This window comes from Salinivibrio sp. IB643 (assembly GCF_001996105.1).
In the GTDB taxonomy this organism is placed as follows: Bacteria; Pseudomonadota; Gammaproteobacteria; order Enterobacterales; family Vibrionaceae; genus Salinivibrio; species Salinivibrio costicola.
Window position 1 is genome coordinate 1 of sequence record NZ_MUFF01000008.1, and the last position, 16,700, is coordinate 16,700.

Sequence of the window (16,700 nt, forward strand, 5' to 3'; positions counted from 1 at the left end):
TAAGTTTACACTTTCAAAGTTATAGTGCGTTATATGAGTATTAAAAAGGCCCTATCTAATGATAAGGCCAAACATATTACGGAAATGGACTACTTCATCATCTCTGATTTACTTGTTCTGCCTTCGCGCCATCCGCCAAGCCAGCTACTTCTTGCATCAGTTTGTTGGTAAGGACATATTTCAGACGATCGACCGTTTACTCCCGCTTGAAAGCCTTTTGACTGTGCGCGTTCCAAACGATCTCGCTTCTGTCTTTTCATAGGGTCGCCCTCTTTATTCCATTTTGTTCAATGCTGCGCTTGCTATTCGCAAGAATGCTCCCGTCCATGACGTTTTTATGAAGCATCAACTACAGCTTCGATCATGAACATTTTTTAATCAAGCACTATCGCTGCTGTAAAAGACAAACTGTGAGTCATATCCACTCAAAAGTGACGCTGTCACTCACTTTCTTGTTGCATTGCCTCCAAGGCTTCCCAACGTTCAAACGCTTGCTCAAGCTCGTGTTCCGCCTCTGCCAATCGGGTCAATTTAGGCTGAGTAATCTCCTGACTTTTCGAGAAAAACTCAGGATCATTCATCTCTGATTGCAAGACTTCAATTTCGTTTTCTAATGCTTCAAGCTGCGCAGGTAAACCTTCCAATTCACGCTGTAATTTGTACGAAAGCTTCCGCGGTTTACTTTTCGGTTTTGCCGTCTTTTGTTCCGTATCAGCGTGACGGTTTGATGGAGTACCTTTATCATTTGGGGTAATCGCTTTGAGGTATTGCTCACGTTGTTGCTGCGCATCGTGATAGCCACCCACAAACTTATTGATCGTGCCGTCCCCTTCAAATATCCAACTGTGGGTCACCGTATTATCAACAAACTGTCGATCGTGACTGACTAACAACAAGGTTCCTTGGAACTGAGAGAGTAAGTCTTCTAGCAGCTCTAACGTCTCAATATCCAAATCGTTTGTTGGCTCATCAAGCACTAAGAGATTCGCAGGCTTGAGGAACAGTTTGGCTAACAGTAAGCGATTTTTCTCTCCTCCCGATAGGGCCTTTACCGGGGTTTGTGCACGTCGTGGATGGAACAAGAAATCTTGCAGATACCCCATCACGTGGCGCTTACGCCCACCGACTTCCACTTCTGTTTTTCCTCCCGCCAAGTTATCAATCACGGTCTTTTCCGGGTCGAGTTTTTCGCGGTATTGGTCAAAGTAGGCCACATCCAGCTTGGTGCCAACATGTAAAGAGCCACTGTCGGGCGTCAGCGTCTCTAGCATCAGTTTTAGCAGTGTGCTTTTTCCGCATCCGTTGGGGCCGATAAGCGCGATGCGATCACCACGCATCACCGTAAAGCTCAGCGGTTTAATTAACGGTTCATCTTGATAAGTGAATGTCACGTTTTCAGCTTCAAAAACAATTTTTCCTGAACGCGTTGCATCATCCAGTTGCAAGTTGGCGTTACCTTGTAACTCTACGCGGTTAGCGCGCTCTTGACGTAACGCTTTCAGTTCTCGCACCCTTCCCTCATTACGAGTACGACGTGCTTTAATACCTTGACGAATCCATGATTCTTCTTGGGCCAGTTTTTTATCAAACTCAGCGTTTTGCTCAGCTTCAACCCGTAGTGCCTCTTCTTTACCATCAAGGTAGGCTTGATAATTCCCCGGCCAGGATGTCAGCTTACCGCGATCTAAGTCGACAATACGTGTTGCCATGGCGCCGATGAACGAACGATCGTGTGAGATAAATACGATCGCGCCCCGAAAGTCTTTCAAAAATTGCTCTAACCACAGAATGGTCGATACATCAAGATGGTTAGTCGGCTCGTCGAGGAGCAATACATCGGGCTCGCAAACCAGTGCCCGGGCTAATGCTGCCTTACGCTGCCAGCCACCTGACAACGCGTTGAGCGCGGTATTACCATCCAGCCCAAGGGCACCAAGAACCACCATAATTTGGTTATCAAAGCGCCACGCATCGGCATGATCTAGCGCTTCTTGTACCTTTGCCAGCTCGGCGATGTTTCGATCGCTAGGATCGGTTTCGATCGTTGCGATCAGTTGATGGTATTGCTTAAGCTTATCGCCTGCATCGGCAAGCCCTTCCGCGACATAGTCAAACACGGAACCTGGGCTATCTCGAGGTGGATCTTGCTCAAGTTGTGAGACTTTAAGCTCGGATTGACTTTGAATAGTGCCATCATCAAGTTGCACTTGTCCGTCGATGACCTTCATCAACGTAGACTTGCCTGCGCCATTACGTCCAACCAAACAAACACGCTCTCCGGGCTGAAGAATGAAGTCTGTTTTGTCTAACAATGGATTGTCGCCATACGCTAACTGCGCAGCGGTAATTTTAATTAATGCCATTTTGCGATAACCAAGCTTGTAGTTGTATGTGATCAAACGGCCAGCCTAACTCTGCGCTCACCTCTCCTGCTTGATTGCGAATTGCAATCACCGGAATAGTGACGCCGTAACGCTCAAAGAGCGTATCATCAAAGGCAATATCTTGGGTTGCAAGTGGCGTTTGATAACCGAGTGATTGATAAAGTGACCAGGCTTGCTCACACAGATGACAGCCTTCGGTACTGAATAACACGAGTGTCATGCAACCACGTCCTGATGCTGAATAATCCAACAATTGTGAATATGGGGATTGCGTGCAAAGTCCTCTGGTATCGAACGCTTACTCATATTTTCTGCATTAAGTCCGGCATCGGCCAATCGCGCAAGATCCATCTTAAAGTGGCGTTTGTTGTTAGAGAAAATAATTTCGCCCCCTTGACGCAACCGTGCTTTGAGAGCCAATAGTAAATCGATGTGATCGCGTTGCACGTCAAAGGTTGTCTGCATCCGCTTCGAGTTAGAGAAAGTCGGTGGATCGACAAAAATAAGATCAAATTGTTGGTCCGATTGCTCTATCCACTGCAAGCAGTCGGCCTGTTCAAACTGATGCTGACGCCCGACCATTCCGTTAAGCTTCATATTGCGCTCTGCCCACGCGAGATACGTTTTTGACATATCCACGGTGGTCGTTGACCGTGCACCACCGACCGCTGCATGTACCGATGCACTTCCCGTATAAGCAAACAGGTTAAGTACATCTTTTCCAGCCGCTTTCTCGCCAATCAGTCGACGCGTGTAGCGATGATCGAGAAACAAGCCGGTATCGAGGTAGTCATAAAGATTAACTTCAAGTGTTACACCGTATTCCTGTACGGTCATAGTATGTGCGGCACCTGACAGCTTTTGGTATTGATTATTCCCTTTTTGCTTCTCACGCGTTTTGAGCACCACTTTATTCGCATCAACACCTGTGACAGCAATGGCAGCACGCACCATATCCAGCAATCGCCGACGTGCCTTTTCTGGGGCGATCGTTTTAGGTGCCGCATATTCTTGGATCACTAAAAAGTCGCGATAGCGATCAATCGCGGCTTTGTAATCAGGTAAGTCAGCATCATAGAGTCGATAACACTCGATGGCCTCTTTTTTCGCCCATTTATCCAATTTTGTCATGTTTTTACGGAGCCGATTGGCAAAGTCAGGGGCAACGTCAACCGTCGGGGCCGCATCTCCTGCCTCTTTCACGCCACGCGCGGTAATGGCATACGTTTTCATTACGCAATCAAGGGCGCCATTGCGCAGTGCAAACTTGTCATCGGCACGCATCCGCAGACAACTAAGCAGCTCGTCCGAGCCGGAATATAAAGAGACAGTGTTACCTGCAAACGCGTGCTTAAGATGGTCACCCAGCTGCGTGTACAACGCAATCAGTCCAGGCGTCGTGCCTAAACGCTCACCATAAGGGGGATTTGAGATAATATGCCCTCCGGTGAAGTCTTCTGGCGGGACCACTTCAGTGGCATCTGCGACATTAAATTCGATCAATTCTGCGACACCCGCGCGTCGGGCGTTTGCCCGGGCCGTCTCAATCATACGTGCATCATTGTCTGTCCCATAAAAACGCGTTTGGCATTGGCTCACCCCGCGTTTAGCTTTAACGCTCGCCTCTGCTTTAATCGTTTTAAAAGCCTCGTCATCAAAACCAAGCAGTGATTCAAAGCCCCAACGTTTGCGCTTAAGCCCAGGAGCGACATTCGCGGCAATCATCGCCCCTTCAATCAGAAGCGTTCCGGAACCACACATGATATCCATCATAGGTTGCCCGCTTTGCCACCCACTGCGTAACACTAACGCTGCTGCATGGGTTTCGCGTAAAGGAGCCGCCCCTGCCTGAGTACGATATCCTCGTTGGTGCAAACCACTGCCAACCATATCAATACCGAGCACACCTTTATCTTTCGACAAGCGCATGTGAATGCGTAAGTCTGGTTGCTCACGATCAATACTTGGCCGTGGCAGATTGGCTTTTTCAAATTTATCGACAATCGCATCTTTGACTTTTAGGGCACCATATTGGCTATTGCGAATCTCTTGGTTAGTACCGTTAAAGTCAACCGCTATCCGCTGGCTGGAATGGAAATGATCCGGCCAATTAATCGCCGTAGCGCCAAGGTATAAATCCATATCATCGCGAACCGCGAACTCACCCAGCACCAGCACAAAACGGGATGCAACCCGACTCCACAAACAACATTGATAAAGCGTGGAATCGTCGGCTTTAAATTTTACACCGGCATGGACTTGCTTAAGGCTGGATGCACCAAGCTGTTCAAGCTCCTGAGCCAACAAATGCTCGAGACCTCGAGCGGTTATAGCGAGATAGTGTTTCATTGAGTCTCTACACCCTCTGGGCGTGGTTGTCATAATGGCGCCGATTATACATCAATCTGACCCGCCCCGTTGACCCAAGGCGAAACAATCTCCGTTGAATGGTGAATTAATCGCCACCCCACTGTTTCTATAAAGAATCAATCACTCGATAACTATTGTTTCCCTCAGGAATCCTATCTCAGCAAACCCTAACTTATTGCGTTTCCTGATGGAAACACAACCTGGTCAAGACGCGCCATGTCTAACATGAAGTGTTAGAGAATATAACGTGTAAGCATTCACTTTGCCTTGAGAGGCGCGTTATGGCGGGTTTATAGGTGTGCAAGATTCGATTATTTCCCGCTAGGAATCAGGTTAGCCCCCCCAAAATCTGGTATATACCAGACAGCAGTTAAGGAAAGAATTAATGCTGTAAAACAGGAAAAGGCGGTAAAGATTTGCCGTTAAAGCGGACAAAAACGCGACGAAAATACCCAATTTTAGACATTATTAGTGCACGTTTTTTGCTCGAACGTGAAGAGAGATCACAGGGTTTAGACGCACCTGTTTGGCATCAGAAACATTAATCGCGCAAAAAGAAGTGGGAATAGTGACGTCAAATCTAGGGGAAAGGTTGGATAAAAGAAAACGTGAGCTGAGTGAAAGCCACTCAGCCCACTAACGCAAAGCGACCTTTTTGGCTATTAGTTTGGTGTTTAGATTGCGATAGCCGGTCGTTCATTACTTTAATCGCATCACAAAACGCCATGGTTTTATTTGCGCTCAGTTCAAAATCGGCTTCGCGAGCGAGCATGCATAGCGAGGCTGAACCGGCATTTTCTATAATAATAAATGGCGCCTTGTCCCCGGTTTGGCTCGTGAGTTCGACAATCTGCCCCCACTCGGGTGCGGCGATCGTTTCTTGTTGCGTCTCAAAAAACCAACTTTTGGGTAGCACAGGTTTGTGGAAGCGATTGGCTGCCACTGCGTTCAAAGCGAGCTCTGCCCGGCGCGGGCCGGACAGTGACAGTAACGACAGAGGATCTGTCAGATACTGGAAAAGCGATGCGTCCTCAACTGAAAATGGGGATGTCGAGAACGCATCAGGGATGAGATGCTTGGCATTGATCGCCACACGAAAAACCATGTCATCACCCAAATCGAGCATCAGTGATGTCGATGCATCATCGAAATACCATCTCCATACATTGTTAGGTTTTAACATACTTCAGCTCCCGCAAAGACTCAAAAACTGGGGGGTTGGCAATACCAAGACTGCCATTGACTGAAGTGTAATAGGTTGAGGGCAAAAAAAAAGGGGAAGAAACCCTCCCCCTTTTAGCCTTAAGACTTTATTTTTTAAATTAAATATGACGAACGATTTGCTTCACTAAGCCTGGACCTTGATAAATAAGTCCTGAATAGAGTTGCACTAAATCAGCTCCAGCCTCCAACTTTTCACGTGCCGCTGTCACTGAGWCAATCCCCCCAACGCCAATGATCGGCATTGCTCCATTGAGTGCGCGATGAAGTTGACGAATCACTTCCGTACTTTTCAACTGTACCGGCCGGCCACTTAATCCACCAGCTTCGCGGTAGTGCGGCATCCCATCCACCAGTGAACGCTCTAACGTCGTATTGGTCGCAATCACGCCATCAATGTTATGGCGAACCAAACTATCAGCGACGTGTTGGATCTCATCACAACTTAAATCAGGTGCAATCTTCACTGCAAGGGGGACATATTTGCCGTGTGTTTCGGCTAATTGACCTTGTTCCTTTTTTAACGCACTGAGCAACTCGTCAAATATGTTGCCATATTGCAAAGTTCGTAATCCGGGAGTGTTCGGTGAGGAAATGTTAACCGCAATATAATCAGCATACGGATACACTTTTTGCATGCAGGCAATGTAGTCATCGGTGCCCTGTTCAATGGGCGTATCTTTATTTTTGCCTATATTAATACCAAGTACACCAGTAAAATTTTTCGCCTGTTTCACGTTTTCAATCAGGGCCTCAACACCATGATTGTTGAAGCCCATTCGGTTAATAATTCCTTCTGACGCTTTAAGGCGAAAGAGGCGCGGTTTATCATTACCTGGTTGGGCGCGCGGGGTAACCGTCCCCACTTCCACAAAGCCAAACCCCATGGCGCCAAACGCTTCTATACACTCGCCATTTTTATCTAACCCTGCGGCTAAGCCTACTGGATTGGTAAAATGCAGTCCCATGACAGTCACTGGGCGAGGAGGAAGATGCTGAGAGTATAAAAAGCGAAGCGGTGTGTGATGGAAACGGGAAAGCGTTTTGATGGTTAAGTCGTGTGCTTTTTCTGGATCTAACTGAAAGATAGCCGGTCTGGCGAGGCGGTATAGCATTATCCCTCCTAATAAAAAAGCCCCGTTATAAACGGGGCTAGATTATTGCGTTATTGACGCGCTAATTCAATTTAAATTTAGAAGGGATAGTTCACGCAACGCCACCGAGAACTTGGCAAACTCATGCACAGAGCCAACTTTGAACTCATCGACGATAGTTTGCCACCGTCCCAAAATAACGGCGTGCTCCTCCATCCACTGCGTCAGCCCGGTTTCCGCATCCTGTTGTTGATCCATTTCAGAAACAATACCTGCAGTCAACATGCGTTGCTGCCAATCAAGATCTTCACGGAACGATGCCCTGGCCAAAGCTTGCCAGTGGTTATCAACCGGCTGGTTATTGATTTGCTTCAAGAACCAGTGCAGCGATAGTCGATCACCTAGAACATAGTATAAGCGTGCCACTAGCTCGAATGGCTTGTCGAGTTGTTCTGACACTTGGGCAAGATCTAATCCCGAGAACACGCTCGTCAGGCGACAAACCTTGTTCGCAAGCGCACCAGGTACACCCGCTTTTATCAATGCTTCCGCTTGTTGATCGTGCTCGGTGATCTCACCCTCAACCAAATACTGATCGAGGTGATCCACCAAGTTTTGCAATGCAGGACGATAAAAGCCAACTTGAGCCTCAATACTCTCTCCTTTGCGTTTGTTACGTAACATCCAACGGGTTGCACGGCGTAACATCCGGCGACAGCGGAATATGATGTCATACTGCACTTTGGCGCTCACATGATTATCGAGCTCGCGCACATCATCAAATAGCTGCTCAAAACCAAACACCTCTCTGGCAATGGCATAAGACTTAGCAATATCACTCACACTGGCGCCGGTCTCATCTTGCATGCGGGTCACAAAGTTAAAACCCATGTCATTCGACATTTGATTCGCCAGTGCGGTGGCAATGATCTCACCACGCAGTGGATGCGATTCCATCTCGCCTCTATAGTGACGTTGTAACTCTTTAGGGAAGTAACGAGGGAGTAGCTGTCCGAAGTGAGCATCTTGCGTGACATCATCAACAACCAGCTGCTCTTTGAGAACCATTTTGCCGTAGGCAACCAATACAGCAATTTCTGGGCGCGTTAAACCGGTGCCACGCAAGTTACGTTCAGACAAGGTTTCATCGTCTGGCAGATATTCAAGCGCCCGATCGAGCTTACCCTCTTTCTCTAAATAGTGAATAAACCGGATCTGCTCTTTTAACAAAGCGGCCTGCTGGTTATGGGTGACAGAGATTGATTCACTTTGACTATAAGCATCCTCGAGCACGATGTCAGACACTTCGTCTTCCATTCGCTCCAGCAACTCATTGCGCTTTTTCATGGTCAGATCACCGGCCGCCACCAGCCCATTAAGCAGGATCTTGATGTTGACCTCGTTATCCGAGCAATCGACACCACCGACATTATCAATAAAGTCGGTATTCACTCGACCGCCGTTAAGCGCATACTCAATTCGCCCTAATTGGGTCATGCCAAGGTTACCGCCCTCACCAATGATACGGGCACCCACTTCATTGCCGTTGACACGCAAACCATCATTAGCACGGTCACCTACCGAGGTATGGGTTTCGCTCGATGACTTAACATAGGTGCCGATACCGCCATTCCAAAGCAGATCAACCTTGGCTTTTAGGATCTGTTTAATCAGATCGTTAGGCGCCATCGTCTGCTTACGGGTGCCGAGCAGCTTTTGTATCTCCGGCGTTAAGGTGATTGATTTCGCACGGCGAGAAAACACCCCCCCACCTTTGGCTATTAACTGAGTATCGTAGTCTTCCCAAGTTGACCGCGGCAAATTGAAGAGACGTTGGCGCTCTTCCCAGCTTTTCGCGGCATCTGGATCGGGATCAATAAAGATATGCATGTGGTTAAACGCTGCGACTAAGCGAATATGCTTGGAAAGCAGCATGCCATTACCAAACACATCGCCGCCCATATCGCCAATGCCGACACAGGTAAAGTCCGTGGTTTGACAGTTAATATCAATTTCACGGAAGTGGCGTTTTACCGATTCCCAAGCACCTGCGGCCGTAATCCCCATTTTTTTGTGGTCATACCCATTCGAGCCACCGGACGCAAAAGCATCTCCCAGCCAAAAGTTATATTGCGCTGAGACACTGTTCGCTAAATCAGAGAAAGTTGCCGTTCCCTTATCTGCCGCGACGACTAAATAGGCGTCATCGTCGTCATGACGGACCACATGGTCAGGCGGCGTCAAGGTGCCTTCGACAATGTTATCGGTAATATCAAGTAACCCTTGGATAAAGATTCGATAGCATCGCTTACCCTCAGCAATGATCGCATCCCGCTCAGTTAACTGGTGTTGACGCTTGCAGACAAAGCCCCCTTTCGCCCCGACTGGCACAATCACGGTGTTTTTGACCTGCTGCGCTTTCACCAAGCCTAATACCTCGGTACGGAAGTCTTCTTGGCGATCGGACCAACGAAGCCCACCACGCGCGACTTTACCACCGCGTAAGTGCACCCCTTCTACATCAGGGGAGTAAACAAAGATCTCAAACGCGGGAACCGGCTTAGGCATATCCGGAATATCCGATGCTTGCAGTTTTAGCGATAGATAGGGTTTGTCTTGGCCATTGTCCGGATCTTTCTGGAAAAAGTTTGTGCGCATGGTCGCGAGCATGATTTCCATGTATCGACGAATAATACGGTCATCATCCAAACTTTCAACATTGTCGAGTGCCTCTTCAATCTCGTGAATAATCGCATCTCGTTCTCGCTTGTTTTGCTTACCTGCAGGGTCAAAGCGTCGACTAAACAACCTGACCAATAATCCAGCAAGATGCGGGTGCGAAGCTAATGTATCCTCGATATACGCCTGACTGAAAGGAAAGCCAATCTGGCGCATATACCGAGCATAGGCGCGTAGAATCGTGACTTCTCGTCCGGATAACCCCGCGTTTAATACCAAGCGGTTAAAACCGTCATTATCCAAGCGGCCATGCCAAATGTCGGCAAATGCATGTTGGAAACGATCGCGCGCATTACCAAGATCAAACGCTGCTCCCGCACTGTGCAACATAGAGAAGTCGAGAATCCAATACACATCCCCCTGGCTGGTTGCAACCTCATAAGGCGATTCGCCGATCACACGCAGCCCTAGATTTTCTAGCATCGGCATCACATCCGATAAATGGATCGGCTCCCCCTTTTGGAAAAGCTTTAGGCTAATGGCATTAGATTGATGGCTAACTTCTTGCGGCCTGTAGAGCAACATATCGAGTTTATTGTCATCACTGAGCCCTTCTAGGCGCTCAATATCCGCCACTGCTGACCCTGGTAACATCGCTTCTTTGTAAGAACGCGGAAACGCACGCAAATACCGTTTCGCGATCGGTGTACCACGATTTTCACCAAAATTAGCAATCACGGCTTCTTGTAAACGATCATCCCACGATGACGCTGCCTCTGTGAGGTTTTGTTCGATTTTTTTCACATCAATATCGAAGTTATTATTTTCCACTCGGACAATATAATGCGTCCGCGCCAGCGGGCTTTCCGAGAAAAAAGTGGTAAATTCAACCGTCTGATCTGATCCAAAGTATTGCTGAAAAATACGCTGGGTTTGACGACGGAACTCGGTGTTATAGCGCTCTCGGGTGATATACACCATGCACGAGAAAAAACGACCAAACGGATCACGACGCACAAATACACGGAGCATGTCGCGGTCTTGCATTTGTACCACGCCCATTCCCACATTGCGCATTTCGTCTTCTGTCGCTTGGAACAGTTCATCACGCGGGTAGTTTTCTAGGATATTAGCCAGCGCTTTCCAGGCGTGTGATTCGCGATAAAAACCGCTGTTATCAAGGATACGGCGTACTTTATTACGCAGCACCGGAATGCTAGCGGTCGACTGGTTATAAGCAGACGATGCATAGAGCCCAGTAAACCGGTGCTCGCCGATCACATTACCGTTGCTATCAAACTTTTTGATCCCGATATAATCGACATAAGCCGGACGGTGAACCCGAGATTTCGCATTACTTTTGGTAAGCACTAACAGCTCTTTTTTCAGCGCTTCTGCTCGGGCTGACTCAGGCATTTCGGATAAACGCAGAGCCTGGGGGGATTTGTGCTTTTTAGCTAAACCTAGTGCGTCACAATCACTGCTTGCGCGAAGCTCGTAATCGCCTTCAACCGGAACCAGGTCAAAGCACTTGTAGCCCATAAAGGTAAAGTTATTGTCCGTGATCCAACTTAGGAACTCGACGGCTTCTTGGCGGCGCTCATCATCAATCGGTAATTGGGTCTCTTTTAATGATGCTAATAGCTCAAGCATTTGCGCGCGCATTGGCTTCCAGTCGTTCACCACCATTACGACATCGGTCAAGGTTTCAGAGAGCTCAGATTCAAGTGCTGCCATCTCTGAGTCATCTGACATCTTGTCGATTTCAATATGGAACGTGCTTTGGAATTGGCCGTCCTCACTGCCAATGCCGACCACATCTCCCTGCTCATTCTTGCGCGCTTTGATCGGGCTATTCAGCATCAAGTGCGTTGTGATACCTAAGCGATTAAGGGCCATACGCACAGAATCGACAAGGAAGGGGGCATCTGGGGCGAGGATTTCAACAATCGTATGGGTTGATTGCCATCCATTTCCGCTCAGGCTTGGGTTAAAAACTTTAACAAAGACTTTATCTTGTTCAAACGTGTTGAGATGGTGCCATAAGCTCATTACTGCACCATAAAGATCTGACTCATTGCGTTCCTGCAAATCGTCATCAGATACTTGACCCAATATCCTTTTGGCTAACGCATCGACAAGTGGTTGTTGAGGATCATCGAGTTTATCAGCGATGAGTTGATAAACCTTCTCAAGTAACACTGGTACTATAGGGTCACGCGAGGTCATTCTGGCACTCCGTTGTCCTTTTTAGAACATTATCATTGTGAGTCGTCATCAGAGGTAAACATTGCGTTAACAAACGCACTGTCTAGTGTAAGGCTTGGATAGCAAAAACGTTATAGATAAACGGCTGGATTTACGCGATTTTCGCGAGAATGTGACTGGTGTGGCTATTTAATTAGAGATTGGATGAGGCTTTAACCAACGCCTATTAAGCAACGCGCATTAACGATTGAAAGCGGTGGTGCGCGTCCGTCGTCAGTTTAAAACGCCCCCTAATGCCAAGCTGTGAAAGAAAAGGTCGAAAGCGAGACGCCGGGATTTGTAAGCGCAGCCCTTGGTCCGTGGTCACAACCACATTCGCTGCTGCACCACTGTAGTAATGCTGATACTCAGAATAGGCAATATAGACGCTAAAAAAGTACTCCATGGTTCACTTTTTAATCCGCTCATAAGTTTATTCGTTAAAAAGCCGCCCAACCAGGCGGCTTTTGAGGTTCACTTGTCGTACGTCTTGATTTTATCCCAACTTATTGGTTACTGCTCAAGTGTTTTTTCCACTTTTTCATACAAATCGTTCGCCAAGTTATCCATATCGGCGAGCTCTTGCAGTACATTACGCATTTGCTGTTGACGCGCTGAGTCGTAGTACGCCAGTTTCAATAGCGGATCAATCAAGCGCGACGCCACTTGCGGGTTAGACTGGTTTAACGTCACCAAGATCTCTTTTAAGAATCGATACCCTGCACCATCTTTAGCATGAAAACGTGCCGGGTTACGATTACAAAATGCACCAATTAAACTCCGTATACGGTTAGGGTTTTTCAACGTAAATGCTGGGTGCGACATTTGCGCTTTTACTTGCTCTAACGCATTATCGGCTGGATTGGCGCCTTGCAGCATAAACCATTTATCCATTACCAACCCATCATGCTGCCACTGATCACTGAAGCCTTTCATCAGCGGCTCTCGGCAAGGCAATTGTGCACTGTTTGCTGCGCTCAGGGCTGCCATGGTATCTGTCATATTGTGCGCTTCTTGATAATGCTGCTCAACATAGCCATTGCCATTTTCTGTATGGGCCAAGTAACTCAAACAGGCATTACGCAAGGCACGCTCACCCATCGCTTTGTGTGTGATTTGATAATCCGTTTGTGCATACTGACGATACACAGCGGCAAGCTCATCGACCATATGATCAGCAAACTGCTGTTTAAACGCTGCCATCACTTGGTGAATAGCATCCACGTCGACCGTTTCAAACCAACCTGCTACCTCTGTCTCTGAAGGTAAATTGAGCACTTCAGCAATCAAGGCAGGATCGGTATTGTCACTCAGCAACACACCACGGAAGGCATCAACCACGGATAAGGGCACATCGATCGGTTGGTCATCTTGCACACGCGCTACATTCGCTTTGATATGCTTAGCCAGTAAGCTTTGGCCCGCATCCCAGCGCGCAAAGTCATTCCGAGCGTGCTGCAATAAGAACGCCAACTCATCGTCCTGATAATCATATTCAAGTTTAACCGGTGCTGAGAATTCGCGTAGTAGCGATAGGACCGGTTGCTCATCGACATGATCAAACAGATAGGTTTGCTCTGCTTGTGTGACCGCCAATACGTTAGAAACCGACTCTCCGTGACGCTGTAACTCAATCACACTGCCATCTTGACGGTACATTTCGATATCAAGCGGAATATACAGCGGCTGCTTTTCTTGCTGATCAGCCGTCGCCGGCGTGTGCTGTGCCACATGCAGCGCCAGTTGCTTGGTAGCCGCATCATAGGTGGATGAAACGGTCAGCACCGGTGTACCTGACTGGCTATACCACAGACGGAACTGGGTAAGATCAATACCTGATGCCTCTTCCATCGCTTGGACGAAATCATCACAGGTCGATGCGGTACCATCATGGCGTTTAAAATACAGCTTCATCCCTTTTTGGAAAGCAGATTCACCGAGAATGGTATGCATCATACGAATGACTTCACTACCCTTTTCGTACACAGTTAGGGTGTAGAAGTTATTCATCTCAATCACCTTTTCAGGGCGGATTGGATGAGACATAGGGCTTGCATCTTCAGCAAATTGCGGGCCACGCACGATGCGTGCATTGCTGATGCGGTTGACGGAGCGCGACCCCAAGTCAGAAGAGAACTCTTGATCACGGAAAACCGTTAACCCTTCTTTGAGGCTAAGTTGAAACCAATCCCGACAGGTAACACGGTTGCCTGTCCAATTGTGGAAGTATTCGTGGCCAATCACCGCTTCAATACCCAGGTAATCGGTATCGGTTGCCGTCTCTGCATTGGCAAGCACATACTTGGAGTTAAAGATATTTAGGCCTTTGTTCTCCATCGCGCCCATATTGAAAAAGTCGACGGCAACAATCATGTAGATATCGAGATCGTATTCTAAGTCAAATCGCTCTTCGTCCCACTTCATGGCGTTTTTCAGTGACACCATGGCGTGGTCGGCACGATCTAAATTGCCTTTATCGACGAATATTTCTAACACGACATTGCGCCCTGAGCGCGTTTCAAACGTGTCTCGCAAGACATCAAAATCACCGCCCACCAAGGCGAATAGATAGCTTGGTTTGGCATGAGGATCATGCCATTCAACCCAGTGACGGCCGTCATCAAGATCACCCGCCGCCATTTTATTACCGTTACTGAGCAAATAAGGATACGCCGCTTTATTCGCAATCACTTTGGTGGTAAATCGCGCCAGTACATCAGGGCGGTCTAGGTAATAGGTGATACGACGGAAGCCTTCTGCTTCACACTGGGTACAATACGCACCGCCAGAAATGTATAACCCTTCTAACGCAGAGTTATTCTCCGGATCTAGCTGGGTTTGAATGGTCAAAGTAAAGGCGGCGGGGACATCGCGAATAATTAATTTACCCGCTTCTTCGCTGTATGCCGTCCAGGTGTCACCATTAATATCCAGGCGCACCAGAGTCAGATCATCACCATCGAGTACGAGATCCGTCGCGCGTTCATTAAGACGTTTTATCTGACTGACTGCTGTCACCAAGGTCTTATTCGGATCAAGATCGAACTCAAGATTGATATCCGTGATAGTAAAGTCCGGTGCGCGGTAGTCATCACGGTATTTGGCAGTAGGTTGTTGAGACATGTTATTTCCTTTTTATCGGGTGTACCTCAGCCAACGAATTGTATTCATTCGCCTTTAGGACGATGTGCATGCCACACCATACCGCGGCTGAGCAAAGATGACTATAGGTTTAACAGTTTGTTATCAAATGTTTGCTTTTACATTTAACGCGATGGCGACAAAGGATTAACGCCCGCTCAATGGGAAACAGACAAAGACACGTCGCTGTACTAAAAACAAACGGTAGTGGTTAAAAGCGCAACAAAATGTCAACGAAGCCTGCCAATCCATGCGGAAATATAATGTGACGACGGTTAAATTTTTTGAAAATTACGGTACTATGAAGCCAATTTCGTTTTGTAACCCGTAAGGCGTTCCTCACGCATGCACAATCCGATCATCACATCGCTTTTGGATACTGATGCTTATAAACTGAATATGCAGCAGGCTGTCTTTCATCATTACCCTGACGTTCATGTCAGTGCGGACTTTTATTGCCGCAGTGATGAAAACCTTGCCTATCTGCGCGAGCAGCTTATCGACCATATTCACCACATGGGGACACTCCGTTTCCAAGCGGACGAGATTGATTATCTCGCCTCGTTAGATTTGTATCAGGCCGATTTTCTCGCCTACCTTTCGCACTTCCAGCTCAACCCTCAACAGGTGACGGTGTCCACTGAAGAGGGACAACTTGCTGTGCATATCAATGGGCCATGGTGTGACGTTATTCTGTGGGAAGTGCCACTGCTTGCGATTATCTGTGAGCTACGCAATCGCGCTTGCTATCCAGAATTGGAAGTCGCGGATGCCTTAGCACGCCTTGACGACAAACTGGCACACTTACCGGCCGATGGCTACTCGGAAGACTTTCATCTAGTTGATTTTGGTACACGCCGTCGTTTTTCGCGCGATGTCCATCAGGCTATCGTCACGCGTTTACACGCCGTTTATCCACCGCTAAAGGGGACCTCGAATTGCTGGTTAGCAAAGCAGCTAGGGCTTCCTCCGGTTGGCACACAAGCGCATGAGTGGTTTCAAGCCCACCAACAACTGGCGGGCGATCTAGCAGATTCTCAACAGCTCGCGCTTAATGTATGGCTACGCGAGTATCCGAATAGTCTTGGGGTCGCCCTTACCGACTGTATCAATATGGATGCCTTTTTGCGCGATCTTGATGCGTCTCTATCTCAGGCATTCAGTGGCTTACGTCACGACAGCGGCGATCCCATCATCTGGGGCGAAAAAGCCATTGCGCACTATCGCCACCACCATATCGATCCTAAAGATAAAACACTCGTTTTTTCAGATAGCTTGACACTGGCTAAAGCCATTCACATTTATCAACACTTTGCGGGTAAGGCGAGTACGTCGTTTGGGATTGGCACACAACTGACTTGTGATCTACCCAATGTGAAAACACTAAATGTGGTGATCAAGCTAACCAGCTGCCAAGGTAAACCGGTTGCCAAAATATCGGATGAACCGAACAAGGCGATTTGTAAGGATGAGGCGCATTTATCGGCACTAAAGGCCGCATTTAATTTGTCGCCGTGAATCACGGCTTTGGCCCGTAAAATGCCGTGACGATAACCGACTTTTA

The 16,700-nt window shown here is 47.8% G+C and carries 10 protein-coding genes; 1 reads left to right on the plus strand and 9 read right to left on the minus strand.

Annotated features, from left to right (window positions below):
• Window positions 1-89 precede the first annotated feature (89 nt).
• The 9 genes from rmf to pepN all read right to left on the minus strand — a co-directional run bounded on the left by rmf (window position 90) and on the right by pepN (window position 15,118).
• Window positions 90-260, minus strand: a complete 171-nt coding sequence (rmf, locus tag BZG77_RS05785) for a ribosome modulation factor (protein ID WP_077646536.1) — start codon at window positions 258-260, stop codon at window positions 90-92.
• Window positions 261-440: 180 nt separating this feature from the next.
• Window positions 441-2,363, minus strand: a complete 1,923-nt coding sequence (gene uup / locus BZG77_RS05790; protein WP_077646537.1) for an ATP-binding cassette ATPase Uup — start codon at window positions 2,361-2,363, stop codon at window positions 441-443.
• On the minus strand, window positions 2,350-2,604 hold the full coding sequence (locus BZG77_RS05795; protein WP_021023220.1) for a glutaredoxin family protein: 255 nt from the start codon (window positions 2,602-2,604) through the stop codon (window positions 2,350-2,352). Before BZG77_RS05795 ends, uup begins: the two co-directional genes overlap by 14 nt.
• The gene (rlmKL, locus tag BZG77_RS05800) at window positions 2,601-4,733 is read right to left on the minus strand and encodes a bifunctional 23S rRNA (guanine(2069)-N(7))-methyltransferase RlmK/23S rRNA (guanine(2445)-N(2))-methyltransferase RlmL (protein ID WP_077646538.1); all 2,133 of its coding nucleotides are present in this window, start codon (window positions 4,731-4,733) and stop codon (window positions 2,601-2,603) included. The genes BZG77_RS05795 and rlmKL overlap by 4 nt, the downstream gene beginning before the upstream one ends.
• Window positions 4,734-5,382: 649 nt before the next feature.
• Window positions 5,383-5,937, minus strand: coding sequence for a cell division protein ZapC (locus tag BZG77_RS05805; protein ID WP_077646539.1), 555 nt, complete (start codon window positions 5,935-5,937; stop codon window positions 5,383-5,385).
• 139 nt (window positions 5,938-6,076) lie between these two features.
• On the minus strand, window positions 6,077-7,090 hold the full coding sequence (gene pyrD, locus BZG77_RS05810) for a quinone-dependent dihydroorotate dehydrogenase (RefSeq protein WP_077646540.1): 1,014 nt from the start codon (window positions 7,088-7,090) through the stop codon (window positions 6,077-6,079).
• 66 nt (window positions 7,091-7,156) lie between these two features.
• Entirely contained in the window at window positions 7,157-11,977 is a 4,821-nt protein-coding gene (locus BZG77_RS05815; RefSeq protein ID WP_077646541.1) for an NAD-glutamate dehydrogenase, read from the minus strand.
• A gap of 205 nt (window positions 11,978-12,182) precedes the next feature.
• Complete coding sequence (locus BZG77_RS05820; protein WP_021023225.1) at window positions 12,183-12,401, minus strand: DUF2835 domain-containing protein; 219 nt, start codon at window positions 12,399-12,401, stop codon at window positions 12,183-12,185.
• 107 nt (window positions 12,402-12,508) lie between these two features.
• Window positions 12,509-15,118, minus strand: a complete 2,610-nt coding sequence (gene pepN, locus BZG77_RS05825; RefSeq protein WP_077646542.1) for an aminopeptidase N — start codon at window positions 15,116-15,118, stop codon at window positions 12,509-12,511.
• A gap of 363 nt (window positions 15,119-15,481) precedes the next feature.
• Between pepN and pncB the strand changes: the two genes are divergently transcribed.
• The gene (pncB, locus tag BZG77_RS05830) at window positions 15,482-16,654 is read left to right on the plus strand and encodes a nicotinate phosphoribosyltransferase (RefSeq protein WP_077646543.1); all 1,173 of its coding nucleotides are present in this window, start codon (window positions 15,482-15,484) and stop codon (window positions 16,652-16,654) included.
• The last annotated feature ends 46 nt before the right edge of the window (window positions 16,655-16,700 follow it).

Bases quoted from the DNA above. Each gene is read 5' to 3' on its own strand.
- rmf (WP_077646536.1), bottom strand. From the start codon at position 260: ATGAAAAGACAGAAGCGAGATCGTTTGGAACGCGCACAGTCAAAAGGC.
- uup (WP_077646537.1), bottom strand. From the start codon at position 2,363: ATGGCATTAATTAAAATTACCGCTGCGCAGTTAGCGTATGGCGACAAT.
- BZG77_RS05795 (WP_021023220.1), bottom strand. From the start codon at position 2,604: ATGACACTCGTGTTATTCAGTACCGAAGGCTGTCATCTGTGTGAGCAA.
- rlmKL (WP_077646538.1), bottom strand. From the start codon at position 4,733: ATGAAACACTATCTCGCTATAACCGCTCGAGGTCTCGAGCATTTGTTG.
- BZG77_RS05805 (WP_077646539.1), bottom strand. From the start codon at position 5,937: ATGTTAAAACCTAACAATGTATGGAGATGGTATTTCGATGATGCATCG.
- BZG77_RS05815 (WP_077646541.1), bottom strand. From the start codon at position 11,977: ATGACCTCGCGTGACCCTATAGTACCAGTGTTACTTGAGAAGGTTTAT.
- BZG77_RS05820 (WP_021023225.1), bottom strand. From the start codon at position 12,401: ATGGAGTACTTTTTTAGCGTCTATATTGCCTATTCTGAGTATCAGCAT.
- pepN (WP_077646542.1), bottom strand. From the start codon at position 15,118: ATGTCTCAACAACCTACTGCCAAATACCGTGATGACTACCGCGCACCG.
- pncB (WP_077646543.1), top strand. From the start codon at position 15,482: ATGCACAATCCGATCATCACATCGCTTTTGGATACTGATGCTTATAAA.